The sequence below is a fragment of the Nocardioides koreensis genome, assembly GCF_039531775.1.
Classification (GTDB): domain Bacteria; phylum Actinomycetota; class Actinomycetes; order Propionibacteriales; family Nocardioidaceae; genus Nocardioides; species Nocardioides koreensis.
This window is the reverse complement of the sequence record NZ_BAAAQR010000011.1, coordinates 44,783-69,313: the sequence shown is the minus strand read 5'-3', so window position 1 is coordinate 69,313 and position 24,531 is coordinate 44,783. Positions and strand designations below refer to the sequence as shown.

The following is a 24,531-nucleotide window of genomic DNA, read 5'->3' as shown; positions in this document are numbered from 1 at the left end:
GATCAGCGGTGGATCAGCGGCTGATCAGCGGCTGATCAGCGGGTCGAGCGCGACCGCCACGAACAGCAGCGAGAGGTAGAGGTTGCTGGAGTGGAACAGCCGCATCGGCTGGATCCTGCTCAGGTCCTCGGTGTCCCGGGTGCGACCCCACATGCGGTGCGCCTCCACCAGGAAGACTGCGCCCAGCACGGTCGCGGCGACCGGGTAGAAGACGCCCGTCCCGGCGACCGGCCACAGCAGCAGCGACGTGGCCACCATCACCCAGCTGTAGACGACGATCTGCCGGCCCACCACCCGCGCCGGAGCGACCACGGGCAGCATCGGCACGTCCACGTTGGCGTAGTCCTCGCGGTAGCGCAGCGCGAGCGCCCACGTGTGCGGGGGCGTCCAGAAGAACACCACCATGAACAGCACGACCGGCACCCAGGACAGCTCGCCGGTCACCGCGGTCCACCCGATCAGCGCCGGGAAGCAACCGGCCAGCCCGCCCCAGACGATGTTCTGGGTGGTGCGGCGCTTGAGGACCATGGTGTAGCCGAAGACGTAGAACGCGTTGGCGAGCACCGACAGGACCGCCGAGAGCGGGTTCACCCACAGCGCGAGGATCACCGTCGAGAGCACCCCGAGCACGGTGCCGAAGACCAGCGCGGACCGCGGGGACACGATGTGCCGTGGCAGCGCCCGGCGGCGGGTACGCCGCATCTGCTCGTCGATGTCGCGGTCGTAGACGCAGTTGAACACCGACGCCGACCCGGCCGAGAAGGTGCCGCCGATCACGGTCGCCACGACCAGCTCGAGGGGCGGGATGCCGCGGGCGGCGAAGAACATCACCGGCACGGTCGTCAGGAGCAGCAGCTCGATGACCCGCGGCTTCGTCAGACCGACGTACGCGGCGACCACGTCCCGCGCCGTCGCCGGGGCCACGTCCTGCGCAGGGGCAGCAGAGGTCGACTGGCCGACGTAGGTCACGGGGATCCTCGGGTGGGGCGGGTCACCATCAGCGGGTGCTTGCTGGGTTCGATCGTATCGCGCCGGATGAGTAGGCTCGGCCCTGCCTGAGTACCCACGCCTGTGACGTTCACCCCTCCCGGGTGCCCGCGGGCGCAGTGATCCGAGAGGAACCCCGTGAGCAGAGCCGCTGAGCTGGACTGGACCGACGTCGACCAGAGGACGGTGGACACGATCCGGGCCCTGGCCATGGACGCGGTGCAGAAGGTCGGCAACGGCCACCCGGGCACCGCCATGAGCCTCGCGCCCGCGGCGTACCTGCTCTTCCAGAAGGTGATGCGGCACAACCCCGCCGACCCGAGCTGGCCCGGCCGCGACCGCTTCGTGCTCTCCGCGGGCCACAGCTCGATCACGCTCTACCTGCAGCTCTTCCTCGGCGGGTGGGGCCTCGAGATCGAGGACATCAAGTCGCTGCGGACCTGGGGCAGCAAGACCCCGGGCCACCCGGAGTTCGGCCACACCGCCGGCGTCGAGACCACGACCGGCCCGCTCGGCCAGGGCGTGGCCAACGCGGTCGGCATGGCGATGGCCGCCCGCCGCGAGCGCGGCCTACTCGACCCGGACGCCGCCGAGGGCGCCTCGCCGTTCGACCACCACATCTACGCGATCTGCAGCGACGGTGACATCGAGGAGGGCGTCAGCGGCGAGGCCTCGTCGATCGCCGGCACGCAGGAGCTCGGCAACCTGACGCTGATCTACGACGCGAACCAGATCTCCATCGAGGGCGACACCGACGTCGCGTTCACCGAGGACGTCGCCAAGCGCTACGAGGCCTACGGCTGGCACGTGCAGACCGTGGACTGGACCCACGACGGGACCGGCTACACCGAGGACGTGCCGGCGCTGTACGCCGCGATCCAGGCCGCCGAGGAGGTCACCGACCGCCCCAGCTTCATCGTGCTCCGCACGGTCATCGCCTGGCCGGCCCCCCACGCCCAGGGCACCGGCGCCTCGCACGGCTCGGCGCTCGGTGAGGACGAGGTCGCCGCGACCAAGGAGGTCATGGGCCTCGACCCCACCCGGCACTTCGACGTCCCCGACGACGTGATCGCCCACACCCGCTCGCTGGTCGAGCGCGGCAAGAAGTGGCAGGCCGAGTGGGACGGCCTCTTCGAACGGTGGACGAACAAGAAGGCCGCCGACCTCGAGCTGTGGGAGCGGCTCCAGACCCGCGCGCTCCCCGAGGGCCTCGACAAGGTGCTGCCCACCTTCCCGGCCGACGAGAAGGGCGTGGCCACGCGCAAGGCCTCGGGGGCCGTGATCAACGCGGTCGCCGAGATCATGCCGGAGCTGTGGGGCGGCTCGGCCGACCTCGCGGAGTCCAACAACACCACGATCAAGGGCGCGAAGTCGTTCATCCCGAAGAGCCGCTCCACCGGCGAGTGGCAGGGCGACCCGTACACCGGCCGCGTGCTGCACTTCGGCATCCGCGAGCACGCCATGGGTGCGATCATGAACGGCATCACGCTGCACGGCGGCACCCGCGTCTTCGGCGGCACCTTCCTCACCTTCTCCGACTACATGCGCGGCTCGGTCCGGCTCGCGGCACTGATGGGCCTGCCCGTGACCTACGTGTGGACCCACGACTCGATCGGCCTCGGCGAGGACGGCCCCACGCACCAGCCCATCGAGCACCTCGCCGCGCTGCGCGCGATCCCCGGCCTCGACGTGGTCCGCCCCGCGGACGCCAACGAGGTCTCCGCGGTCTGGAAGGCGGTCCTCGAGCACACCGACCGCCCCGCCGGCATCGCCCTGACCCGCCAGAACGTGCCGGTCTTCCCGCGCGGCGAGGAGGGTTACTCGGACACCTCCAACGTGCACCGGGGCGGCTACGTCCTGCTCGACGCGGACGGCGGCCTGCCGGACGTCGTACTGATCGGGACCGGCTCGGAGGTCCAGGTCGCCGTCGCGGCCCGCGAGCTGCTCGCGCAGGACGGCATCCGCGCCCGCGTGGTGTCGATGCCCTGCCGCGAGTGGTTCGACGAGCAGGAGCAGGCCTACCGCGAGACCGTCATCCCGCCCACGGTGAAGGCGCGCGTCTCGGTCGAGGCCGGCGTCGCCCAGGGCTGGCGCGAGATCGTCGGCGACCACGGCCGGATCGTCTCGATCGAGACCTACGGCGCCTCGGCCGACTACGCCCGGATCTACCAGGAGTACGGCATCACCGGCGAGGCGGTCGCCGACGCCGCTCGCGACAGCCTCCGCGTCGTCCGCGACTGAGGTTGACCGCACGCACACCGGGTACCTGACCACCACAGACCATCGAACTCCGGGAGGACACGATGAGTGACCGTTTGAAGGCTCTTGCCGACGCAGGGGTGTCGATCTGGCTCGACGACCTCTCGCGCGAGCGGATCGAGACCGGCAACCTCGCCGATCTGGTCAAGAACAAGTCCGTGGTCGGCGTGACCACGAACCCGACGATCTTCGCCGCGGCCATCGCGGACGGCGAGCGGTACGACGACCAGGTCCGCCGGCTCGTGCAGCAGGACGAGTCCGTGGTCCGCGTGGTCTTCGAGCTCACCACCGAGGACGTCCGTAATGCCTGCGACATCATGGCGCCGGTCCACGAGGAGCACCCCGCCGACGGCCGGGTCTCCATCGAGGTCGAGCCCGACCTGGCCAACGACACCGAGGGCACGATCGCCTCGGCCCGCGCGCTGTGGAGCGCGGTCGAGCGGCCCAACGCGCTGATCAAGATCCCGGCCACCAAGGAGGGCCTGCCGGCGATCACGGCCGCGATCGCCGAGGGCATCAGCGTCAACGTCACGCTGATCTTCGGGATCGAGCGCTACCGCGAGGTCAAGGACGCCTACCTCACCGGGCTCGAGCAGGCCCGCGATGCCGGGCTGGACCTCAGCCGCATCCACTCGGTCGCGTCCTTCTTCGTGTCCCGCGTGGACACCGAGGTCGACAAGCGGCTCGAGGCCATCGGCACCGACGAGGCGAAGGCGCTCGAGGGCAAGGCCGCGGTCGCGAACGCTCGGCTCGCCTACGCGGCGTACGAGGAGGTCATCGCATCCGACCGCTGGCGGGTGCTGGCCGAGGCCGGCGCCAACCCGCAGCGGCCGCTGTGGGCCTCCACCGGCGTGAAGAACGAGGCGTACTCCGACACGCTCTACGTGACCGACCTCGTCGTCGCCGACACCGTGAACACCATGCCGGAGAAGACGTTGGAGGCGTTCGCCGACCACGGCGAGCTCCGCGGGGACACCGTCACCGGCAGCGCCGGCGAGGCGCAGCAGCTCTTCGACCGGCTCGCGGCCGTCGGGATCGACTTCGAGGACGTGCTGCTCGTGCTCGAGCACGAGGGCGTCGACAAGTTCAAGAAGTCCTGGGACGAGCTGGTCGAGACCGTGGCCGGCCAGATGGAGAAGGCAGGACAGGGCCAGGCATGAGCCGGACAGCTTGGAACACCGTGAACGGCGAGGGGACCGGAGCGGCGTTCGAGCTGTTCTTCGGCTACCCCGACGAGAAGGCCTTCGCCGACACCGTCGAGCAGCTGGTGGCCGACAAGGTCGCCAGCGGGATCGCGGCCCAGGACCCCACCCTGTGGGGGCCTGACGCCGAGGACGAGTCCGGCAAGCGGCTCGGCTGGGTCTCCCTGTCCGAGAGCTCGCAGTCGCTCGTCACCGACATCGCGGCCCTCGAGGTCGAGTTCCGGCAGCGCGGCATGACCAAGGTCGTGCTCTGCGGCATGGGCGGCTCGTCGCTGGCCCCCGAGGTGATCTGCGCGGCCGACGGCGTGGAGCTCGACGTGCTCGACTCCTCCGACCCGGACTTCGTGCGCAGCGCGCTCGAGGACCGCCTCGACGAGACCGTCGTGGTGGTCTCCAGCAAGTCCGGCGGAACCGTCGAGACCGACAGCCAGAAGCGCGCCTTCGAGAAGGCCTTCACCGACGCGGGGATCGAGCCGACGGAGCGGATCGTGGTCGTCACCGACCCCGGTTCGCCGCTGGAGAAGTCGGCACGCGAGGCCGGTTACCGCGTCTTCCTCGCCGACCCCGCGGTGGGCGGTCGCTACTCCGCCCTGACCGCATTCGGCCTGGTGCCGAGCGGTCTGGCCGGTGCCAACATCGAGACGCTCCTCGAGGAGGCCGAGGCCATCCGTCCCGCCCTCGAGACCGACTCGGTCGACAACCCGGGGCTGCGGCTCGGGGCCCTGCTCGGGGCCGCGAACCGGGCCGGCGTCGACAAGGTGGTCCTGGCCAACGCCGGCGCCGGGTTCGCCGGCCTCGGCGACTGGGCCGAGCAGCTGATCGCCGAGTCCACCGGCAAGGACGGCAAGGGCATCCTGCCCGTCGTCGTGGATGCCCTCGACTCCCCCAACTTCGTCCCCAGCACGCCCGACGAGGTGCTCGCGACCTTCGGACCCAGGTTCGTGTTCGGTCCCGAGCTCCGGCCCGCCTCCGGCTGGGGCGCCTCGGTCGACGCGCCCCTGGGCGCCCAGATGCTGCTGTGGGAGTACGCCACCGCGGTCGCCGGCCGGGTCATCGGGATCAACCCCTTCGACCAGCCCGACGTCGAGAGCGCCAAGGCCGCGGCCCGCGAGATGCTCGACGGCGGCGGCTCCACCCCGACCCCGCTGTTCGTCGAGGGGCCGGTCACGGTCTACGCCTCGGAGGGCTGGCTGCCCGAGGGGACGGCCACCGTGGCCGATGCGGTCGCCGCGCTGCTCGGCGTGCTCGACGGCGAGCACGGCTACGTGTCGGTGCAGGCCTACCTCGACCGGCACCGCGACGCGGCGCTCGCGTCGGTCCGCGACAGCCTGGCGGTCCGGACCGGGCGGCCGGTCACCTTCGGCTGGGGTCCGCGCTTCCTGCACTCGACCGGGCAGTACCACAAGGGCGGCCCGGCCACGGGGGTCTACCTCCAGGTGACCGGACAGCCCGAGGCCGACCTGGCGGTCCCGGACCGGCCGTTCACCTTCCAGGAGTTCCTCACCGCGCAGGCCGTCGGCGACGGGCAGGTGCTGGCCCGGAAGGGTCGTCCGGTGCTGCGGCTGCACGTCAGCTCCCCCGGCGACCTCCACGTCGTACGAGAGGCGCTTGCGTGACCTACTCCAACCCACTGCGCGATCCGGAGGACCGTCGGCTGCCGCGCATCGCCGGCCCGTGCGGGCTGGTGCTCTTCGGCGTCACCGGCGACCTGTCGCGCAAGAAGGTGATGCCGGCGATCTACGACCTGGCCAATCGGGGCCTGCTGCCGCCCGGCTTCAGCCTGGTCGGCTTCGCCCGCCGCGAGTGGGCCGACCAGGACTTCGCGCAGATCGTCCACGACTCCGTGAAGGCGCACGCCCGCACGGAGTTCCGCGAGGAGGTCTGGCAGCAGCTCGCCGAGGGCATCCGCTTCGTCCAGGGTGACTTCGACGACGACGCGGCCTTCGACCGGCTGCGCCGCACCATCGAGGAGCTCGACGAGGAGCGGGGCACCGGCGGCAACCACGCCTTCTACCTGGCGATCCCGCCGGGCTTCTTCGGCGCGGTCGTGGACCAGCTGAAGGAGCACGGCCTGGCCGAGGAGCGCGACGGCTCGTGGCGCCGCGTGGTCGTGGAGAAGCCCTTCGGCCACGACCTGGAGTCGGCCCGGGAGCTCAACAGCATCCTGGACCGGGTCTTCCCGTCGGGCTCGGTCTTCCGGATCGACCACTACCTCGGCAAGGAGACGGTGCAGAACATCCTGGCGATGCGATTCGCCAACGAGCTGTTCGAGCCGATCTGGAACGCCAACTACGTCGACCACGTGCAGATCACCATGGCCGAGGACATCGGCATCGGTGGGCGCGCGGGCTACTACGACGGCATCGGTGCCGCACGCGACGTCATCCAGAACCACCTGCTCCAGCTGATGTCGCTGGTGGCGATGGAGGAGCCGGTCTCGTTCGACGCCGAGAGCCTGCGCTTCGAGAAGCAGAAGGTGCTCTCCAGCGTCGTGCTGCCGCACCGGCTGGACCTCACCACGGCCCGCGGGCAGTACGCCCCGGGCTGGGCCGGTGGCGAGAAGGTCAACGGGTTCCTCGAGGAGGAGGGCATCAAGAAGGCCTCCACCACGGAGACGTACGCCGCCGTGACGCTGCACGTGGACACCCGCCGCTGGGCGGGGGTGCCGTTCTACCTGCGCACCGGGAAGCGGCTCGGCCGCCGCGTCACCGAGGTCGCGATCGTGTTCAAGCGCGCGCCGCACCTGCCGTTCACCGAGACCGCCACCGAGGAGCTCACCCAGAACGCGCTGGTGATCCGGGTCCAGCCCGACGAGGGCATGACCATCCGGTTCGGGTCCAAGGTCCCGGGCACGGCCATGGAGATCCGCGACGTGAACATGGACTTCGTCTACGGCGGCTCTTTCGTGGAGTCCAGCCCGGAGGCCTACGAGCGGCTCATCCTGGACGTGCTGCTCGGCGACCCGCCGCTCTTCCCGCGGCACGAGGAGGTCGAGCTTTCCTGGAAGATCCTGGACCCGATCCTCGAGCACTGGGCCAGGAAGGGGAAGCCGGAGCCCTACCCGTCCGGCACGTGGGGACCGGAGTCCGCGGACAAGATGCTGGCGCGTGACGGACGCGTGTGGAGGCGACCATGACCCCACCCCACGAAATCACTCGCTTCGCTCCCGATTCCGAGGGGACCCCGAGATGATCGAGCTGACCGACACCAACTCCTCCGCCATCGCCGCGGAGTTCGTGCGGGCCCGGACCCGCGCCGGCAGCCCCGCGATGGGGATGGTGATGACCCTCATCATCGTGGTCGACGAGGACGAGTCCGAGGACGCCATGCTGGCGGCCCGGCGGGCCTCCCACGAGCACCCCGCGCGGGTCCTCGGCGTGGTCCTCGGCGACGGCCGCGGTGCCGCCGAGGTCAACGCCCAGGTCGGGACCGGCGCCGGCTGGACCGGCGAGACCGCGGTCATCCGGCTCAAGGGCGAGGTGGTCAAGCACCCGGAGTCGGTCGTCCTCCCGTTGCTGCTGCCCGACTCCCCCGTCGCCATCTGGTGGCCGTGCCACCCGCCCGCGGACCCGGCCGCCGATCCCCTCGGTGCCCTGGCCCGGCGCCGGATCACCGACGCGGCGGCCGCGAAGCGCGGCCGGGCGCAGGCGATCCACCAGCAGTGCGCCGTCTACGCCCCGGGCAACACCGACCTCGCCTGGACCCGCCTCACCCCGTGGCGGGCGCTGCTCGCGGCCGCGCTCGACCAGCACCCGCTCAAGGTGACCGGCGCCTCGATCAGCGCGGAGAGGATCAGCCCGAGCGCCGACCTGCTCGACGCGTGGCTGCGCGACCGGCTCAAGGTCGAGGTGGCCCGGTCGACCACCGACGGGCCGGGCATCACCGAGGTGGTGATGGAGACCCGAGAGGGCCCGATCCGGATCGCTCGGCCCGACGGCAGGCTGGCCACGTTCACCTCCCCCGGCCGGCCCGACCGGCCGATCGCGCTCAAGCGGCGGGACCTCCCCGAGCTTCTCGCCGAGGAGCTGCGCCGGCTCGACGAGGACGACGTGTACGCCGCCACGGCGCGGCGCCTGACCAAGATGAAGGTGCGGTCATGACCAGTCCCCGGATCGAGGTCCACGACGATGCCGCCACCCTGGCCACCTCCGTGGCGGGCGAGCTGCTCAGCCGGCTGGCGGACGCGCAGGCGGCGGGCCACGTGCCGCAGATCGCCCTGACCGGGGGCACCATCGCCGACGCCGTGCACCGCGAGGTCGCCCGGCGCACCGCCGACGCGGAGGTCGACTGGTCGCGGGTCGTGGTCTGGTGGGGGGACGAGCGCTTCGTCGCCCCCGACGACCCGGAGCGCAACGCCGGCCAGGCCCGGGCCGCCTTCCTCGACACCGTCGGCGTCGACCCGGCCAACGTGCACGAGATGCCGTCCACGGCCGATGCGGGCACGGTCGAGGACGCGGCCGCGGCGTACTCCGCGACGATGCGGGAGCACGGCAGCGGTGAGTTCGAGGTGGTGATGCTCGGCGTCGGCCCCGACGGCCACGTCGCCTCGCTCTTCCCCGGCAGCCCCGCGCTCGACGTCGACGACCGGATCGCCGTCGGGGTCACCGACTCCCCCAAGCCGCCTCCGCAGCGGGTCAGCCTGACCTTCGCGGCCCTGAACCGGTCCCGGTCCGTGTGGTTCCTGGTCAGCGGCGACGCCAAGGCGCAGGCCGTGGCCCGGGCCGTCGGCGGCGCCGACCGCCACGACATCCCCGCCGCCGGCGTCAGTGGTCAGGAGGAGACCCTCTGGTTCCTCGACCGCGCCTCCGCCTCCGCCCTCTAGCCCGGATCAGAAGGTCGAGTCGGCGCAAACTCCGGCGCGAAAGTCGTCGAGTCGGCGCATGCTCGTGGGCCGACAGGGCCGAGTCGGCGCAAGATCCGTGCCCGCCATGGTTTTCCACAGATCGCTGGGGAGGGGTGGTGCCGTCTCCCACCCCACGGCAACGCTGTCGGCATGGACATTCGCAAGTATCTCGGGCAGCCGTTCCTCGACGACTCGTTCCCTCTGCCGCTGGACATGCCCTTCACGACCGGCCAGGCGAAGCAGCAGCACGTCTCGGCCGACAACCTGACCAAGCTCTGCCGTGAGGGCCTGTTGCGGCGGATGCTGCAAGGCGTGTACGTCGCCGCGCAGGCGGGCGACTCCATCCCGCTGCGCGCCCACGCGCTGAGCCTGGTCGTCCCCCCGGACTGTGTGGTCTGCGACCGGCACGCCGGTTGGCTGCACGGCGCCACGATGGTGCTCCGGCCGAACGAGCACCTCGAGCTCATGCCGATCTCCGTGTTCCGCCCCTCCGGCAACGGTCGGCTCCGCAACGGGATCAGCGCCAGCGGTGAACGGAACCTCGAACCCCAGGACGTCGTGGAGCTTCACGGCCTGCGCGTCACGACCCCGTTGCGCACTGCGTGGGACCTGGGCCGGGTCCGCTGGACGGAGCCTGCCATCAGCGCCCTCGACGCCATGCTGCGGCTCGACGTCTTCAGTCGCGAGGAGCTGTTGGCCGGCGTTGAGCGCTTTCGGCGCATGCGCTGGATCACCACCCTGCGCACGATGGCGCCGCTGGCGGACGGCCGGTCCGAGTCCCCCGGTGAGTCCGTGCTGCGGCTGCGATGGATCGAGTGCTCCCTGCCGGCGCCGACACCGCAGTACGAGGTGTTCCGTGGCGGACGTCTGCTCGCCCGGCTCGACCTGGCCAACCCCGAGCTGCGCTTCGCGGCCGAGTACGACGGGGCCGAGTGGCACAGCTCGCCGGAGCAGCAGCAACACGACAGCCTCAGACGCGCCGACGTCTCCCACGAGGACTGGCTGGTTCTCCCGTTCACCAGCGTCAACGTCTTCGGCCGCCGGGCCAACTGCGAGGAGCTTCTCCGCAGCGGCGCGCGCGACGCCCGGGCACGCTTCGGGCATCGCATCGCCTCGTGACGCCGACGGCGCCCTTTGCGCCGACTCGACCCGATTTTCGACTCAGCTTGCGCCGACTCGACCCGATTCTCGACTCAGCTTGCGCCGACTCGACTCAGAAGATGAGGTCCCCGGACTTGCGGCGGGAGCGGAGCAGCTGGATGGCCTCGTCGAGGATGTCGGCCGCCTCCTGGTCGGAACGGCGCTCCTTCACGTAGGCCAGGTGCGTCTTGTACGGCTCGATCTTGGGCGCCGGCGGGGCGTTCTCGGCGTCGCGGCCGGCTGGGAGACCGCACTTCGGGCAGTCCCACGAGTCCGGCACCTGCGCCTCGACCGAGAAGGTCACGACTGAACGGTGCTCGTGCGAGCAGAAGTAGGTGACGGCCTGGCGCGGCGCAGCCTCGCCCCGCTCTGCCTCACCCATCGGGCCGGCCCCCACCCGGCTACCGCGAATAGCGTTTCCTGCACCAGCCACGGAAGGTTCCCTTTCTCAGTTCTGGTAGGCCAGGAGAAGGCCCAGGGCAATCACACACGCGAACCAGATGACGCCGATACCGACCGTGAGCCGGTCGAGGTTGCGCTCGGCCACCGAGGAACCGCCGAGCGAGCTGGAGACGCCGCCGCCGAACATGTCCGACAGGCCGCCCCCGCGACCCTTGTGGAGGAGGACGAGCACGATCATCAGGGCGCTCGCGATCATGAGCACGATGGTGAAGAGGAGAGTCACAGTCGTAAAGAGTACGTCACGCGGCGCCGGTCACAGGACCGGCATCGAGTAGAAACGGCAGATCCCGCCGAACTCGTCGACCTGGAGGCTCGCTCCGCCCACCAGGCAGCCGTCCACGTCGTCCTTGGCCATGATCCCGGCCACGTTGGCGGCCTTCACCGAGCCGCCGTAGAGGATGCGTACGCCGTCCGCGGCGGCGTCGCCGTGCACCTCGCGGACGCGGTCACGGATCGCCGCACAGACCTCCTGCGCGTCGTCGGGAGTGGCGACCTCTCCGGTGCCGATGGCCCAGACGGGCTCGTAGGCCACCACCAGTCCGGCGACCTGCTCGGCGCTGAACCCGGCCAACGACCCGTCGACCTGGCCGACCGTGTGGGGCACGTGCTCCCCCGCCTGCCGGACCTCGAGCCCCTCGCCGACGCACACGATCGGGGTCATGCCAGCGGCGAGGGCCTTGTGCGCCTTGGCGTTGACGACCTCGTCGGTCTCGGCGTGGTACTCGCGCCGCTCCGAGTGACCCACCACGACGTAGCTGCACCCGAGCTTGGCCAGCATGCCCGCCGAGATCTCGCCGGTGTAGGCGCCCGAGTCGTGCCTGGAGACGTCCTGGGCGGCGTACTTCACCGACAGCCGGTCCCCGTCCACCAGGGTCTGCACCGAGCGCAGGTCGGTGAACGGCGGCACCACGACCACCTCGACCTGGCCGAAGTCGTGCTTCTTGTCGGCCAGCGTCCAGGCCAGCTTCTGGACCAGCACCACCGCTTCCTGGTGGTTCAGGTTCATCTTCCAGTTCCCCGCCATCAGCGGGGTGCGGGTAGCCACGTCAGTGGATCCTTTCGGGTGCTTGGTCTCGACAGGCTCGACCAACGAGGTGTCAGGCCTCCAGGACCTGGATGCCGGGCAGCTCCTTGCCCTCGAGGTACTCGAGGCTGGCGCCGCCGCCGGTGGAGATGTGACCGAAGGCCGACTCGTCGAAGCCGAGGGTGCGGACCGCGGCGGCGGAGTCGCCGCCGCCGACGACCGACAGGCCGTCGACCCCGGTCAGCGCCTCCGCCACGGCACGGGTGCCGTCGGCGAAGGCGTCGACCTCGAAGACGCCCATCGGCCCGTTCCAGAACACCGTCCGCGCGTCGGCCAGGGCCGCGGCGAACGCGGCCGCCGACTCGGGGCCGATGTCGAGGCCGAGGGAGTCCGCAGGGATCCCGGAGGCGGGTACGACGCGGGGCTGGGGCTCGCGGTCGCCCGCGGGGAACGCGGTGTCGACCACGATGTCGGTCGGCAGCAGGATCTGCACGCCCGACTCCTCCGCCCGGTCCAGGTAGGCCCGGCAGATGTCGAGCTGGTCCTCCTCGAGGAGGCTCTTGCCGACCTCGTGGCCCTGGGCCTTGAGGAAGGTGAAGACCATGCCGCCGCCGATCAGCAGCTTGTCGGCCTTGCCGAGCAGGTTGTCGATGACGCCGAGCTTGTCGGAGACCTTGGAGCCACCGAGCACGACCACGTAGGGCCGCTCCGGGTCCTCGGTGAGCCGTCGCAGCACGTCGATCTCGGTCGCGACCAGCCCACCCATCGCGTGCGGCAGCCGCTGCGCCACGTCGTACACGGACGCCTGCTTGCGGTGCACGACGCCGAACCCGTCGGAGACGAAGGCGTCCGCGAGCGCCGCGAGGCGGTCCGCGAAGGCGCCGCGCTCGGCGTCGTCCTTGCTGGTCTCCCCCGCGTTGAAGCGGACGTTCTCCAGCACCGCCACCTGGCCGTCCTCGAGGCCCTCGACGGTCACCTTCGCGCTGTCACCGACGGTGTCGGACGCGAAGGCCACGTCGGCTCCGAGCAGCTCGCCGAGACGGGCCGCGACGGGCTCGAGGGAGTAGCGCGGGTCCGGCTCGCCCTTCGGCCGGCCGAGGTGCGCCGTCACGACCACCCGCGCGCCGGCGTCGGCCAGCGAGCGGATGGTCGGGACGCTGGCGCGGATGCGGCCGTCGTCGGTGATCGTGCTGCCGTCGAGCGGGACGTTGAGGTCGGAGCGGACCAGGACCCGCTTGCCCCTCAGGTCACCCAGGGAGTCGATGCCACTCATGCGTCAGAGGGTCTCGCCGACGTAGGAGATGAGGTCCGCGAGGCGGTTGGAGTAGCCCCACTCGTTGTCGTACCAGCCGACGACCTTGACCTGGTTGCCGATCACCTTGGTGAGCGGGGCGTCGAAGATGCACGACGCCGGGTCGGTGACGATGTCGCTGGAGACCAGCGGGTCGGTGGAGTACCGGAGGAAGCGGCCGTCGGCCGCCTTCTTCACGGCCTCGTTGACCTCCTCGACCGAGGTCTCGCGGCCGGCCTCGAAGGTGAGGTCGGTGGCCGAGCCGGTCGGCACGGGCACGCGCAGGGCGTAGCCGTCGAGCTTGCCCTTGAGCTCGGGGAGCACCAGGCCGATCGCCTTCGCGGCGCCGGTCGACGTCGGGACCACGTTGATGGCCGCGGCGCGGGCGCGACGCAGGTCCTTGTGGATGTTGTCCTGGAGGTTCTGGTCGGCCGTGTAGGCGTGCACCGTCGTCATCAGGCCCTTGACGATGCCGAACTCGTCGTTGAGCGCCTTGGCCATCGGCGCCAGGCAGTTGGTCGTGCAGGACGCGTTGGAGATCACGGTGTGCCGCGAGGCGTCGTAGTCGGTGTGGTTCACGCCCATCACGACGGTGATGTCCTCGTTGGAGGCCGGCGCCGAGATGATGACCTTCTTGGCCCCCGCGTCGACGTGCGCCCGCGCCTTGGTCGCGTCGGTGAAGAAGCCGGTGGACTCGACGACGACGTCGACGCCCAGGTCGCCCCACTTCAGGTTCGAGGGGTCGCGCTCGGCGAAGGTCTTGATGACCTGGTCACCCACGCGGATCTCGTCGGCGGACGCGCTGACGTCGGCGTCGAGTCGACCCAGGATCGAGTCGAACTTGAGCAGGGGGGCGAGGGAGGTGTTGTCGGTCAGGTCGTTGACGGCGACGATCTCGATGTCGAGCCCCGACGCCCGGACGGCGCGGAAGAAGTTGCGGCCGATCCGGCCGAATCCGTTGATACCTACGCGAACAGTCACTACTGGCTCCTGCTTCTCGGTCGGACAACTGCGGTGAGCTTGTGGGGCGGGCACCCCGAGGTGACGGGACCCGCGTCTTCGTCGACCCTATCGCTAGGAGTGCCGGGGTCGCGTCCTCGTCCCGGGGTACGTGCGGGTAACCCGGGCGAGTGGCAGGATCAGGCCTCGTCGGCCAGCATCTCCGGGGTCAGCGAGGCCTCGGTGTCGGGGATCCCGAGCTCCTCGGCGCGCTTGTCGGCCATGGCCAGCAGCCGGCGGATCCGACCCGCGATCGCGTCCTTGGTCAGCACCGGGTCGTGCAGCTGGCCGAGCTCCTCGAGCGAGGCCTGCTTGTGCTCGAGCCGCAGGTGACCGGCCAGCTTGAGGTGGTCGGGGATCTCCTCGCCCAGGATCTCCAGCGCGCGCTCGACCCGGGCCCCGGCGGCCACCGCGGCCCGCGCGGAGCGGCGCAGGTTGGCGTCGTCGAAGTTCGCCAGCCGGTTGGCCGTGGCGCGGACCTCGCGCCGCATCCGGCGCTCCTCCCAGGCCATCAGGGACTCGTGGGCACCCAGCCGGGTCAGCAGCTGGCCGATGGCGTCGCCGTCGCGGATCACGACCCGGTCGACGCCGCGGACCTCGCGGGCCTTCGCCTGGATGCCGAGCCGGCGCGAGACGCCGACCAGCGCCAGCGCCGCCTCCGGGCCGGGGCAGGTGACCTCGAGCGCCGACGAGCGGCCCGGCTCGGTCAGCGAGCCGTGCGCCAGGAAGGCGCCCCGCCAGGCCGCCACCGCGTCACAGCCACCGCCGGAGACCACGGCCGGGGGCAGCCCCCGGACCGGCCGTCCGCGCGGGTCCAGCAGCCCGGTCTGCCGCGCGAGCGCCTCGCCGTCCTTCACGATCCGGACGATGTAGCGGCTGCCCTTGCGGATGCCGTTGCCCTGCACCATCACCACGTCGGACTGGTGGCCGTAGACGTCCGCGATGTCCTTGCGCAGCCGTCGTGCCGCGGCGCCGGTGTCGAGCTCGGCCTCCACCACGATCCGCCCGCTCACGATGTGCAGCCCGCCGGCGAACCGCAGCATGCACGCCACTTCCGCCTTGCGGCAGCAGGTCTTCGTGATCTGGGTGCTCGACAGCTCCGCCTTCACCTGTGCCGTCATCGCCATGCCGGAATCCTTGCACGCGCGTCAATCACCATCGAAACCTCGGTCGGGACCACCTCGCGTCAACCGCGCGCGATGATCCGTTCGTACGCCGCGGCCAGCCTGGCCGCGTCGTGCCGCGGCGAGCCGTCGTCCATGGCCACGTCCTCGACGACGAGCGCGGCGCCGTACGACGCGGCCGCCTCCTCGAGCCGGGACCGGTCGCCCACGGTCGACCGGTCGGCGAGCACCGTGTGGATCTTGAGGTCCGGCGCGTGCTCGGCCAGGACGGCCAGGTGGTCCTCGGGACCGAAGCCGTGGGTCTCCCCCGCCTGCTCCGCGAGGTTCAGCACGACGACCAGCCTGGCGTCGGTCTGCACCAGCGCCTCGCGCAGCTCGGGCACCACCAGGTGCGGGATGACCGAGCTGAACCACGAGCCCGGACCGAGCACGACCCAGTCCGCCGCCCGGATCGCCGCGACGGCCTCGGGGCAGGCGACCGGTTCCGGCTCGAGGCGCACCGAGGTGATGACGCCGTCGGTGGTGGCGACCTGGACCTGCCCCCGGACGGTGGACAGCGCCGCCGGGTCCGTCGGGTCCAGCCCGCGCACCTCCGCCGCGATGTCCAGCGGCGTGAGCGCCATCGGCAGCACCCGGCCGGACGCACCCAGCAGGCGGCCCACCCAGTCCAGCGCCTTCACGTGGTCGCCGAGCAGCTCCCAGAGGCTGACGATGAGCAGGTTGCCGACCACGTGGCCGCGCATCTCGCCGTCGCCGGCGAAGCGGTGCTGCAGCACCCGCGCCCAGGTGGCGCCCCAGTCGTCCTCGCCGCACAGCGCCGCCAGCGCCATCCGGAGGTCACCGGGCGGCAGCACCCCGAACTCGCCCCGCAGCCGACCCGAGGAGCCGCCGTTGTCTGCGACGGTCACGATCGCGGTGAGGTCGTCGACCACCAGGTCGTCGACCAGGTGACGCAGGGCAGTGAGCGAGGCGTACAGGCCGTGGCCGCCGCCGAGGGCCACGGCGGACTGGGCGCGTGCCGACATCACTCCCGCCCGAGGTCGCGGTGCGCGGCACGGGCGACGTAGCCGTGGTCCCGCATCCGGCGGGCGATCTCCTCGGTCATCGCGACGCTGCGGTGCTTGCCGCCGGTGCAGCCGACGGCGATGGTCATGAACCGCTTGCCCTCGCGCAGGTAGCCCTCGGCCACGCCCACCAGCACCGGCAGGTAGCCGTCGAGGAACTCCTTGGCCCCGGGCCGGCTCATCACGTAGTCCGAGACCTCGGGGTCGCGCCCCGTCCCCGCCCGGAGCTCCGGGACCCAGAACGGGTTGGGCAGGAAGCGCATGTCGGCCACGAAGTCCGCGTCCACGGGGATGCCGTACTTGAACCCGAAGCTGGTGACGGTGACGGTGAGCCGGGTCGAGTCGGGGGTGCCGAAGGCCTCCGCGATCCGGTCCGTGAGCTGGTGGACGTTGAGCGAGGTGGTGTCGATGACCAGGTCGGCCTCGCTGCGCAGGTCGCCGAGCACGCGCCGCTCCCGCTGGAGACCGTCGAGCAGGCGACCCCCGGCCTGCAGCGGGTGCGGGCGGCGGGCGGCCTCCTGGCGCCGGACCAGCACCTCGTCGGTGGCCTCGAGGAACACCAGCGTCGTACGCCGGCCGGTCGCCCCCTGGGCGAGGTTGGCCTGGAGGGACTGGAAGAACGACCCGGACCGGACGTCGACGACGACCGCGATCGGCTGCTCGGTCCCCTTGCTCTCGTCGACCAGCCGGACCACATCGCGCAGCAGGCTCGGGGGCATGTTGTCGACGACGTAGAAGCCGAGGTCCTCGAGCTCCTTCGCCGCGGTGCTGCGCCCGGCACCGGTCATGCCGGTGACGACCACCAGCTCGCCGCGGTGCGTGTCGGCTGCCGTCATCAGGACTCCTCGATCTCGCCGGTGGCGGTGTTGATGCTGACCCGCGGGCCAGTCTTGCCGTTGGTGCCGGTGACGGCGACCGCGTCCTTGATCGCGGTGGCGGTGCGGGCGCCGATGCCCGGCACCGTCGCGATCTCCTCCACGCTCGCCTCCCGCAGCTTCTTCAGCGACCCGAAGTGCTTGAGCAGCGTCTTGCGACGGACCTCACCGAGGCCGGGCACGTCGTCGAGCACGCTCTCCACCATGGTCTTGGAACGCCGGGACCGGTGGTGGGTGATCGCGAACCGGTGTGCCTCGTCGCGGATCCGCTGGAGCAGGTAGAGGCCCTCGGAGGAGCGGGCCAGGATCACCGGGTCCTCCTGGACGGGCAGCCAGACCTCCTCCAGGCGCTTGGCCAGCCCGCACACCGGGATGTCGTCGATGCCCAGCTCGTCCAGTGCCCGCTGCGCCGCCGCGACCTGGGGCGGGCCGCCGTCGACCACGACCAGCCCGGGGGCGTAGGCGAACCTGCGCGGGCGGCCGGTCTCAGGGTCGACCAGCATCGGCCCGTCATCCCCCTCGACCGCCTGGGAGCGTGCCTGCTCGTCGAGCAGCCGACGGAAGCGGCGGGTGATCACCTCGTGCATCGACGCCACGTCGTTCTGGCCGTCGACGCCCTTGATCACGAAGCGGCGGTACTCGCTCTTGCGGGCCAGGCCGTCCTCGAAGACCACCATCGAGGCCACCACCTCGGTGCCCTGGAGGTTGGAGACGTCGTAGCACTCGATGCGCAGCGGCACCTCGTCGAGCTCGAGCGCCGTCTGGATCTCCTCCAGGGCCCGGTTGCGGGTGGTCAGGTCGCTGGCGCGCTTGGTCTTGTGCAGGGCGAGCGCCTGCATCGCGTTGCGGGCCACGGTCTCCTGCAGCGTCTTCTTGTCGCCGCGCTGCGGCACCCGGATCGCAACCCGGCTCCCCCGCAGCTCCCCGAGCAGCTGCTCGAAGGTCTCGTGGTCCGGCGGCAGGGCGGGCACCAGGATCTCGCGCGGGATGGTGTCCGCGTCACCGGCGTACAGCTGCAGCAGGAAGTCCTGGACCAGCTCGGGGGTGTCCCCCTCGTCGACCCGGTCGGCGACCCAGCCCCGCTGACCCCGGATCCGCCCGCCGCGCACGTAGAAGATCTGCACCGCGACCTCGAGCGGGTCCTCCGACAACGCGATGACGTCGGCATCGGCACCGTCGCCGAGCACCACCGCCTGCTTCTCCAGCGCCCGCTCCATCGCGCCCAGGTCGTCGCGGAGCCGCGCGGCCTTCTCGAAGTCGAGGGCCTCGGACGCGGCGTACATCTCCTTCTCGATGCGCCGGATGAACGGCCGGGTCTGGCCACCCATGAAGTCGCAGAAGTCGTCGACGATCGCGCGGTGCTCCTCGGCGCTGACGTTGCCGACGCAGGGTGCCGAGCACTTGTCGATGTAGCCGAGCAGGCAGGGCCGGCCGATCTGGGCGGAGCGCTTGAAGACACCGTTGCTGCACGAGCGCATCGGGAACACCCGGAGCAGGATGTCGACGGTCTCCCTGATCGCCCACGCATGGCTGTAGGGGCCGAAGTAGCGAGTGCCCTTGCGCTTGGCGCCACGGCCCACCATCACCCGCGGGAACTCCTCGCCGACGGTGACCGCCAGCCAGGGGTAGGACTTGTCGTCGCGGTACTTCACGTTGAAGCGTGGGTCGTACTCCTTGATCCAGGAGTACTCCAGCTGGAGCGCCTCGACCTCGGTGTTGACCACGGTCCACTCGACGCTCGCCGCGGTCGTCACCATCGTCGCGGTGCGCTGGTGGAGGTTGCCGATGTCCTGGAAGTACGACGAGAGCCGGGAGCGGAGGTTCTTCGCCTTGCCGACGTAGATGACGCGACCCTTCGCGTCACGGAACCGGTAGACGCCCGGCTGGGTCGGGATCGACCCCGGCTCGGGCCGGTAGGACAGCGGTCCCCGGGACGAACGCATGGGTCGGGCAGGCACGCCCCAACCCTACGGTCCGGCGGGGACAGCCTCGTCGCGGCCGGCCCACGCCGCGCGCTGCCGCAGGATGCGGCGTCCCTCGAGGAATCGCAGGAGCTGCTCGGCAGCGACCAGCCCCATGACGATCCCGACGGTCGAGGTCGTGGGGCCGACATCCAGACGCACCTCGGACCCGAAGAACACGGCGGTGCCGAAACCCAGGGCCAGCCAGAACATCGCCAGCACCACGAGGCGGTCGGCCAGGTCACGGCGGTGGACCAGCTGCCAGGCGACCCCGGTCAGCGTCGAGACCAGGACCACGGTCCGGTCACTGAACCCGTGCATCTGGATCACGGCCGCCGGCACCAACCAGAACGTCGACCGGAGGAGGCCACTCAGGCCGCGGAAGAGGACGTTCGGCACGGGAGAAGTATGCGGGCGCAGCCGCAGGATGGGGAAAACGCCGACCGACCTCCCGCGGGACTATAGTTCAGTGACTTACTCTAGTTTGGTGCCGACCGACTCCTACGGATACCGCCTGACCACGAGCAGCGAGGCAGCGGCGGCGTACAACCGCGGGATCGGTCACCTCCTGCGCCTGCGGACGGGGGCGGTCGAGGCGCTGGCGACCTCGGTGGCGCTCGACCCGACCTTCGCGCTCGGCCACGCGGCGCTCGCCCTGCTCGGGCACGAGATGTGCGCACCGGTCGACCTGCGGGCCCGCCTCGACCACGCCGCGCTCCACGCGGCCCGGGCCAGCGATCGCGAGCGCAGCCACGTCGCAGCGATCACCTCCCACGTGCGCGGCAGCTCGGCGCCACTCGTCCGGCACCTCGCCGCCTACCCCCGCGACGCCCTGCTGCTCACGACCGCGGTGCCGACCATCGCGTTCGCCGGCGTCACGGAGGTGCCGGCGGAGGGCTGGGTGCTCGTGGAGCGGGCCATCCCTGCGTACGGCGACGACTGGTGGTTCGCCGGGCTGCTGGCCTTCGTGCGCCAGGAGCAGCGCCGCTTCGACGAGGCCATGTCGCTGGCTTGCCGGTCCCTCGCTCGGGAGCCGGACGCCGGGCACTCGGCCCACGCGCGCGCCCATGCGCACTACGAGACCGGCGACCACGAGGCCGGGCTGTCCTGGATGGACGGGTGGGTGACCGGCGCCGGCGCCGGGTCCGGGAGCCGGAGCCACTTCTCGTGGCACGCGGCCATGCACGAGCTGTCGCTGGGCGACCTGGACGCGGTCCGCCGGCGGTACGACGCGCAGCTGCGGCCGGTGCCCGGGCTCGGCTGCCGCACCCTGGTCGACAGCGGCTCGCTGCTCTTCCGCTGGGGCCTCACCCCGGGGGCGGTCGACGTGCCGGGGATCGAGGACGTGGCGACGGTCGTGGGCCGGGAGGTGCTGGAGGCGCCGGCCACGCCGTTCCTCGCGATGCACGCCGCGGTCACCCTGCTGGCTCTCGACGACGGCCCGGCGCTGGCCCGTCTCGCCGTCCGGGCCGAGCGGCATCCGCAGCCCACCCAGCGCGAGGTCGTCGCGCCGCTGGTCCGGGCACTGGCCCTGATGCGCGCGGAGCACTGCTCGCAGGCCGCCGACGCCCTCGCCGCGCTGACCGGCGCCCTTCCTCGCCTCGGCGGCTCCGACGCCCAGCGCGAGATCATCGAGGAGACCCGGATCGCGGCGCTGCTGCGGGCGGGCCGGCTCGCCGACGCCCGTGCCGTGCTCGACGTCAGGCTGGACCGTCGGCGCTCGCCTCGCGACGAGGCGTGGCGCAGGTCGTGCTCGGCACCGGACGACTCACAGTCAGGCCAGGCGCACCTCGCCGCCCTTGATGGTCACCGGGACCTCCTTGAGCGGTGACGGGGCCGGGCCGGACTCGACCGACCCGTCCTCGATCGAGAAGTGGCTGCCGTGGCAGGGGCAGTTGATGGTGCCGTCCGCGACGTTCGCGACCACGCAGCCCTGATGGGTGCAGATGGCCGAGAAGCCCTTGAAGTCGCCCTGGGTCGGCTGGGTCACCACGACCTTCTGGTCCGCGAAGACCGCTCCCCCGCCGACCGGGATGTCGGCGGCTGCGCCCAGGTCGGTGCCCGCGGGGGCCGACGAGGAGGTGTCGGAGGACGACCCCCCACCGCCGCACGCGGCGAGGAGCGGCAGCCCCAGGCCCACGGTCGCCGCGCCGGCGAGCGCCTGGCGGCGGCCGACCTCCATGCCGGGCTTCCCGGTCCGGTCCTCGCTCACCCTCGGCTCCCCTTCCTGGCGGTCGACTTCTTCGCGGCGGTCTTCTTCGTGGCGGTCTTCCTGGCCGTGGCCTTCTTCGCGGCCGGTCGGCCCGCCGGTGCCGTGTCGGCTGCCAGCCGGCGAGCCGGCTGCTTCGCCTCACGCCCGTCGAGCATCGGGGCGAGGAACTGGCCGGTGAAGCTCTCGGGGACGGCGGCGACCGCCTCCGGGGTGCCCTCGGCCACGACCAGGCCGCCCCGCGAGCCACCCTCGGGCCCCATGTCGACCAGCCAGTCGGCGGTCTTGATGACGTCGAGGTTGTGCTCGATCACCAGGACGGTGTTGCCGGCGTCGACCAGCCGCCCGAGGACGAGGAGCAGCTTGCGGATGTCCTCGAAGTGCAGGCCGGTGGTGGGCTCGTCGAGCACGTAGACGGTGCGGCCCGTGGAGCGCTTCTGGAGCTCGGCCGACAGCTTCACGCGCTGTGCCTCGCCGCCCGAGAGGGTGGTCGCCGGCTGCCCGAGCCGGACGTACCCGAGGCCGACCTCGACCAGGGTCTTGAGGTGTCGCGCGATCGCCGGCACCGCCGCGAAGAACTCGACGGCCTCCTCGATCGGCATGTCGAGGACCTCGGCGATGGTCTTGCCCTTGTAGTGGACCTCGAGCGTCTCCCGGTTGTAGCGGGCTCCGTGGCAGACCTCGCACGGCACGTAGACGTCCGGCAGGAAGTTCATCTCGATCTTGATCGTGCCGTCGCCGGCGCAGGCCTCGCAGCGGCCGCCCTTGACGTTGAACGAGAAGCGGCCCTGCAGGTAGCCCCGCATCTTCGCCTCGGGGGTGGCGGCGAACAGCTTGCGGATGTGGTCGAAGACGCCGGTGTACGTCGCCGGGTTCGACCGCGGCGTGCGGCCGATCGGCGACTGGTCGACGTGGATCACCTTGTCGACGTGCTCGAGGCCGCTGATCTTCTTGTGCCGGCCGGGGACCGCGCGCGCGTTGTAGATCTGCTTGGCCAGCGACGTGTAGAGGATGTCGTTGACCAGCGTCGACTTGCCCGAGCCGGACACGCCGGTGACGGCCACGAACAGCCCGAGCGGGAACGTCACGTCGACGTCGCGCAGGTTGTGCTCGCGGGCGCCGTGCACGGTGAGCTCGCGACCCTTGGTGCGCGGGCGCCGGACCTCCGGGACCGGGATCTCGCGACGGCCGGAGAGGTACTGCCCGGTCATCGAGTCCGGATGCGTCAGCAGGTCGGCGACCTTGCCGCTGTGGACCACCTGGCCGCCGTGCTCTCCCGCCCCCGGGCCGATGTCGACGATCCAGTCCGCCACCCGGATCGTGTCCTCATCGTGCTCCACCACGATCAGGGTGTTGCCGAGCTCCTTGAGCCGGACCAGGGTCTCGATCAGCCGGTGGTTGTCGCGCTGGTGCAGGCCGATGGAGGGCTCGTCGAGCACGTAGAGGACGCCGACCAGGCCGGCGCCGATCTGCGTGGCGAGCCGGATCCGCTGCGCCTCGCCGCCACTGAGCGAGCCCGAGGGCCGGTCCAGCGAGAGGTAGTCGAGGCCGACGTCGAGCAGGAAGTTGAGCCGCTCCTGGATCTCCTTGAGCACCCGCTCACCGATCTGGCGCTCGCGGGCGGTCAGGTCGAGGCTGCGCAGGAAGTCGGCGGTCTCGTTGATCGGCAGCGCGCAGACCTCGGCGATGTTCTTCCCGCCGTGCTCGCGCGACCCCAGGGTCACCGCCATCGAGACCGGCTTGAGCCGGCTGCCGCTGCAGGCGGGGCACGGCACCTCGCGCATGAAGCCCTCGAACCGCTCCCGGCTGGTGTCGGACTCGGCCTCGCGGTGCCGGCGCTCGATGTAGCCGCGGACGCCCTCGAACTCGGCGTAGTAGGCGCGCTGGCGGCCGTACCGGTTGCGGGTGACGACGTGGACCTTCGTCGGGTGCCCGTCGAGCAGAGACTTCTGCGCCTTGGCGCCGAGGTCCTCCCACGGGGTGTTCAGGTCGAAGCCCAGCTCCTCACCGAGCGCGCCCATCAGCCGCAGGAAGTAGTCCGCGACGTGGGCCTGGCTCCACGGCTGAATCGCGCCCTCACCCAGCGTGGCCTGCGGGTCGGGCACCACCAGCTCGGGGTCGACCTCCATGCGGGTGCCCAGGCCGTGGCACTGGGGGCAGGCGCCGAAGGGAGAGTTGAACGAGAACGACCGGGGCTCGAGCTCGTCGGTGTCGATCGCATGGTCGTTGGGGCACGACATCTTCTCGCTGAACTTCATCTCGCGACCCGGGTCCTTCGCGTCCAGGTCGACGAAGTCGAAGAGCACCAGTCCGCCGGCGAGGTTCAGCGCGGTCTCGACCGAGTCGGTCAGCCGTCGCTTCGACGACTCCTTCACCGCGAGCCGGTCGACCACGACCTCGATCGTGTGCTTCTTCTGCTTCTCCAGCTTCGGCTCCCCGGACGACAAGGCGTCCAGCGTGTGCGTCTCGCCGTCCACCCGCGCCCGGGAGAAGCCCTGCGTCTGCAGCTGCCGGAACAGCTCGAGGTACTCGCCCTTGCGGCCGCGGATGACCGGCGCCAGCACCTGGAAGCGCCGGCCCTCCTCGAGCGCGAGGACCCGGTCGACGATCTGCTGGGGGGTCTGCCGCTCGATGGGCGCCCCACAGGTCGGGCAGTGCGGCCGGCCGGCCCGGGCGTAGAGCAGGCGGAGGTAGTCGTAGACCTCGGTGATCGTGCCGACGGTGGAGCGCGGGTTCTTCGACGTGGACTTCTGGTCGATGGAGACCGCGGGCGAGAGGCCCTCGATGAAGTCGACGTCGGGCTTGTCCATCTGGCCGAGGAACTGGCGTGCGTACGCCGACAGCGACTCGACGTACCGCCGCTGGCCCTCGGCGAAGATGGTGTCGAACGCCAGCGAGGACTTGCCCGAGCCGGACAGCCCGGTGAAGACGATGAGGGAGTCCCGGGGCAGGTCGAGGGAGACGTCCTTGAGGTTGTGCTCCCGGGCCCCACGGATGATCAGCTGCTCCGCCACTGGCGATCCCCTGGATTGGTCGGCGTCGAATTCGAACGGTCCCAACAATGGCACGCGGCACCGACACTCCGGCCATC

At 71.3% G+C, this 24,531-nt stretch carries 21 protein-coding genes; 8 read left to right on the top strand and 13 right to left on the bottom strand.

The features are described 5' to 3' along the window. Positions 1-24 precede the first annotated feature (24 nt). Positions 25-969, bottom strand: a complete 945-nt coding sequence (locus tag ABD268_RS16710; protein ID WP_344154733.1) for a heme o synthase — start codon at positions 967-969, stop codon at positions 25-27. Positions 970-1,197: 228 nt separating this feature from the next. On the opposite strand from ABD268_RS16710, the gene tkt reads away from it, so the two are divergent. From tkt to ABD268_RS16675, 7 genes are all read left to right on the top strand, one after another. After that, positions 1,198-3,228: a transketolase gene (gene tkt / locus ABD268_RS16705; RefSeq protein ID WP_425573750.1), complete on the top strand. Its 2,031-nt coding sequence runs from the start codon at positions 1,198-1,200 to the stop codon at positions 3,226-3,228. Positions 3,229-3,290: 62 nt separating this feature from the next. Then, positions 3,291-4,406: a transaldolase gene (tal, locus tag ABD268_RS16700; protein ID WP_344154727.1), complete on the top strand. Its 1,116-nt coding sequence runs from the start codon at positions 3,291-3,293 to the stop codon at positions 4,404-4,406. Then, entirely contained in the window at positions 4,403-6,064 is a 1,662-nt protein-coding gene (locus tag ABD268_RS16695) for a glucose-6-phosphate isomerase (RefSeq protein WP_344154724.1), read from the top strand. The genes tal and ABD268_RS16695 overlap by 4 nt, the downstream gene beginning before the upstream one ends. Beyond that, positions 6,061-7,584: a glucose-6-phosphate dehydrogenase gene (zwf, locus tag ABD268_RS16690; protein ID WP_344154721.1), complete on the top strand. Its 1,524-nt coding sequence runs from the start codon at positions 6,061-6,063 to the stop codon at positions 7,582-7,584. The genes ABD268_RS16695 and zwf overlap by 4 nt, the downstream gene beginning before the upstream one ends. A gap of 52 nt (positions 7,585-7,636) precedes the next feature. Continuing rightward, on the top strand, positions 7,637-8,548 hold the full coding sequence (locus ABD268_RS16685; protein ID WP_344154718.1) for a glucose-6-phosphate dehydrogenase assembly protein OpcA: 912 nt from the start codon (positions 7,637-7,639) through the stop codon (positions 8,546-8,548). Next, positions 8,545-9,270: a 6-phosphogluconolactonase gene (pgl, locus tag ABD268_RS16680; protein ID WP_344154716.1), complete on the top strand. Its 726-nt coding sequence runs from the start codon at positions 8,545-8,547 to the stop codon at positions 9,268-9,270. Before ABD268_RS16685 ends, pgl begins: the two co-directional genes overlap by 4 nt. Before the next feature lie 171 nt (positions 9,271-9,441). Next, complete coding sequence (locus tag ABD268_RS16675) at positions 9,442-10,410, top strand: type IV toxin-antitoxin system AbiEi family antitoxin domain-containing protein (protein WP_344154713.1); 969 nt, start codon at positions 9,442-9,444, stop codon at positions 10,408-10,410. A 94-nt stretch (positions 10,411-10,504) separates the two neighbouring features. Here ABD268_RS16675 and ABD268_RS16670 read toward each other — a convergent pair whose 3' ends face one another. The 10 genes from ABD268_RS16670 to ABD268_RS16625 all read right to left on the bottom strand — a co-directional run bounded on the left by ABD268_RS16670 (position 10,505) and on the right by ABD268_RS16625 (position 19,630). Next, entirely contained in the window at positions 10,505-10,864 is a 360-nt protein-coding gene (locus ABD268_RS16670; protein WP_344154710.1) for an RNA polymerase-binding protein RbpA, read from the bottom strand. Positions 10,865-10,879: 15 nt separating this feature from the next. After that, a complete protein-coding gene (gene secG, locus ABD268_RS16665) occupies positions 10,880-11,116 on the bottom strand; it encodes a preprotein translocase subunit SecG (protein ID WP_344154707.1) in 237 nt (78 codons plus the stop codon). Positions 11,117-11,146: 30 nt separating this feature from the next. Then, positions 11,147-11,917, bottom strand: coding sequence for a triose-phosphate isomerase (tpiA, locus tag ABD268_RS16660; RefSeq protein ID WP_344155066.1), 771 nt, complete (start codon positions 11,915-11,917; stop codon positions 11,147-11,149). Positions 11,918-11,990: 73 nt separating this feature from the next. After that, on the bottom strand, positions 11,991-13,190 hold the full coding sequence (locus tag ABD268_RS16655) for a phosphoglycerate kinase (protein ID WP_344154705.1): 1,200 nt from the start codon (positions 13,188-13,190) through the stop codon (positions 11,991-11,993). Positions 13,191-13,193: 3 nt separating this feature from the next. Next, positions 13,194-14,189: a type I glyceraldehyde-3-phosphate dehydrogenase gene (gene gap, locus ABD268_RS16650; RefSeq protein ID WP_344154702.1), complete on the bottom strand. Its 996-nt coding sequence runs from the start codon at positions 14,187-14,189 to the stop codon at positions 13,194-13,196. Positions 14,190-14,347: 158 nt separating this feature from the next. Further along, entirely contained in the window at positions 14,348-15,334 is a 987-nt protein-coding gene (gene whiA / locus ABD268_RS16645) for a DNA-binding protein WhiA (RefSeq protein WP_344154699.1), read from the bottom strand. 59 nt (positions 15,335-15,393) lie between these two features. After that, positions 15,394-16,356 carry a gluconeogenesis factor YvcK family protein gene (locus ABD268_RS16640; protein ID WP_344154696.1) on the bottom strand — a complete coding sequence of 321 codons (963 nt, stop codon included), beginning with the start codon at positions 16,354-16,356 and terminating at the stop codon, positions 15,394-15,396. Further along, a complete protein-coding gene (gene rapZ, locus ABD268_RS16635; RefSeq protein ID WP_425573749.1) occupies positions 16,356-17,234 on the bottom strand; it encodes an RNase adapter RapZ in 879 nt (292 codons plus the stop codon). Before rapZ ends, ABD268_RS16640 begins: the two co-directional genes overlap by 1 nt. Further along, on the bottom strand, positions 17,231-19,213 hold the full coding sequence (gene uvrC / locus ABD268_RS16630; protein WP_344155063.1) for an excinuclease ABC subunit UvrC: 1,983 nt from the start codon (positions 19,211-19,213) through the stop codon (positions 17,231-17,233). The genes rapZ and uvrC overlap by 4 nt, the downstream gene beginning before the upstream one ends. A gap of 24 nt (positions 19,214-19,237) precedes the next feature. Then, positions 19,238-19,630 carry a hypothetical protein gene (locus tag ABD268_RS16625; RefSeq protein ID WP_344154690.1) on the bottom strand — a complete coding sequence of 131 codons (393 nt, stop codon included), beginning with the start codon at positions 19,628-19,630 and terminating at the stop codon, positions 19,238-19,240. An 88-nt stretch (positions 19,631-19,718) separates the two neighbouring features. On the opposite strand from ABD268_RS16625, the gene ABD268_RS16620 reads away from it, so the two are divergent. After that, positions 19,719-21,062 (top strand): tetratricopeptide repeat protein, encoded by a 1,344-nt coding sequence (locus ABD268_RS16620; protein WP_344154687.1) that lies wholly within the window; start codon positions 19,719-19,721, stop codon positions 21,060-21,062. Here the strand turns inward: ABD268_RS16620 and ABD268_RS16615 are convergent. Together ABD268_RS16615 and uvrA are read right to left on the bottom strand one after the other, a co-directional pair. Then, positions 21,006-21,443 (bottom strand): Rieske (2Fe-2S) protein, encoded by a 438-nt coding sequence (locus ABD268_RS16615; protein WP_344154684.1) that lies wholly within the window; start codon positions 21,441-21,443, stop codon positions 21,006-21,008. The two genes, ABD268_RS16620 and ABD268_RS16615, sit on opposite strands and share 57 nt — an antisense overlap. Continuing rightward, positions 21,440-24,454 carry an excinuclease ABC subunit UvrA gene (gene uvrA / locus ABD268_RS16610; protein WP_344154681.1) on the bottom strand — a complete coding sequence of 1,005 codons (3,015 nt, stop codon included), beginning with the start codon at positions 24,452-24,454 and terminating at the stop codon, positions 21,440-21,442. Before uvrA ends, ABD268_RS16615 begins: the two co-directional genes overlap by 4 nt. Positions 24,455-24,531: the final 77 nt, after the last annotated feature.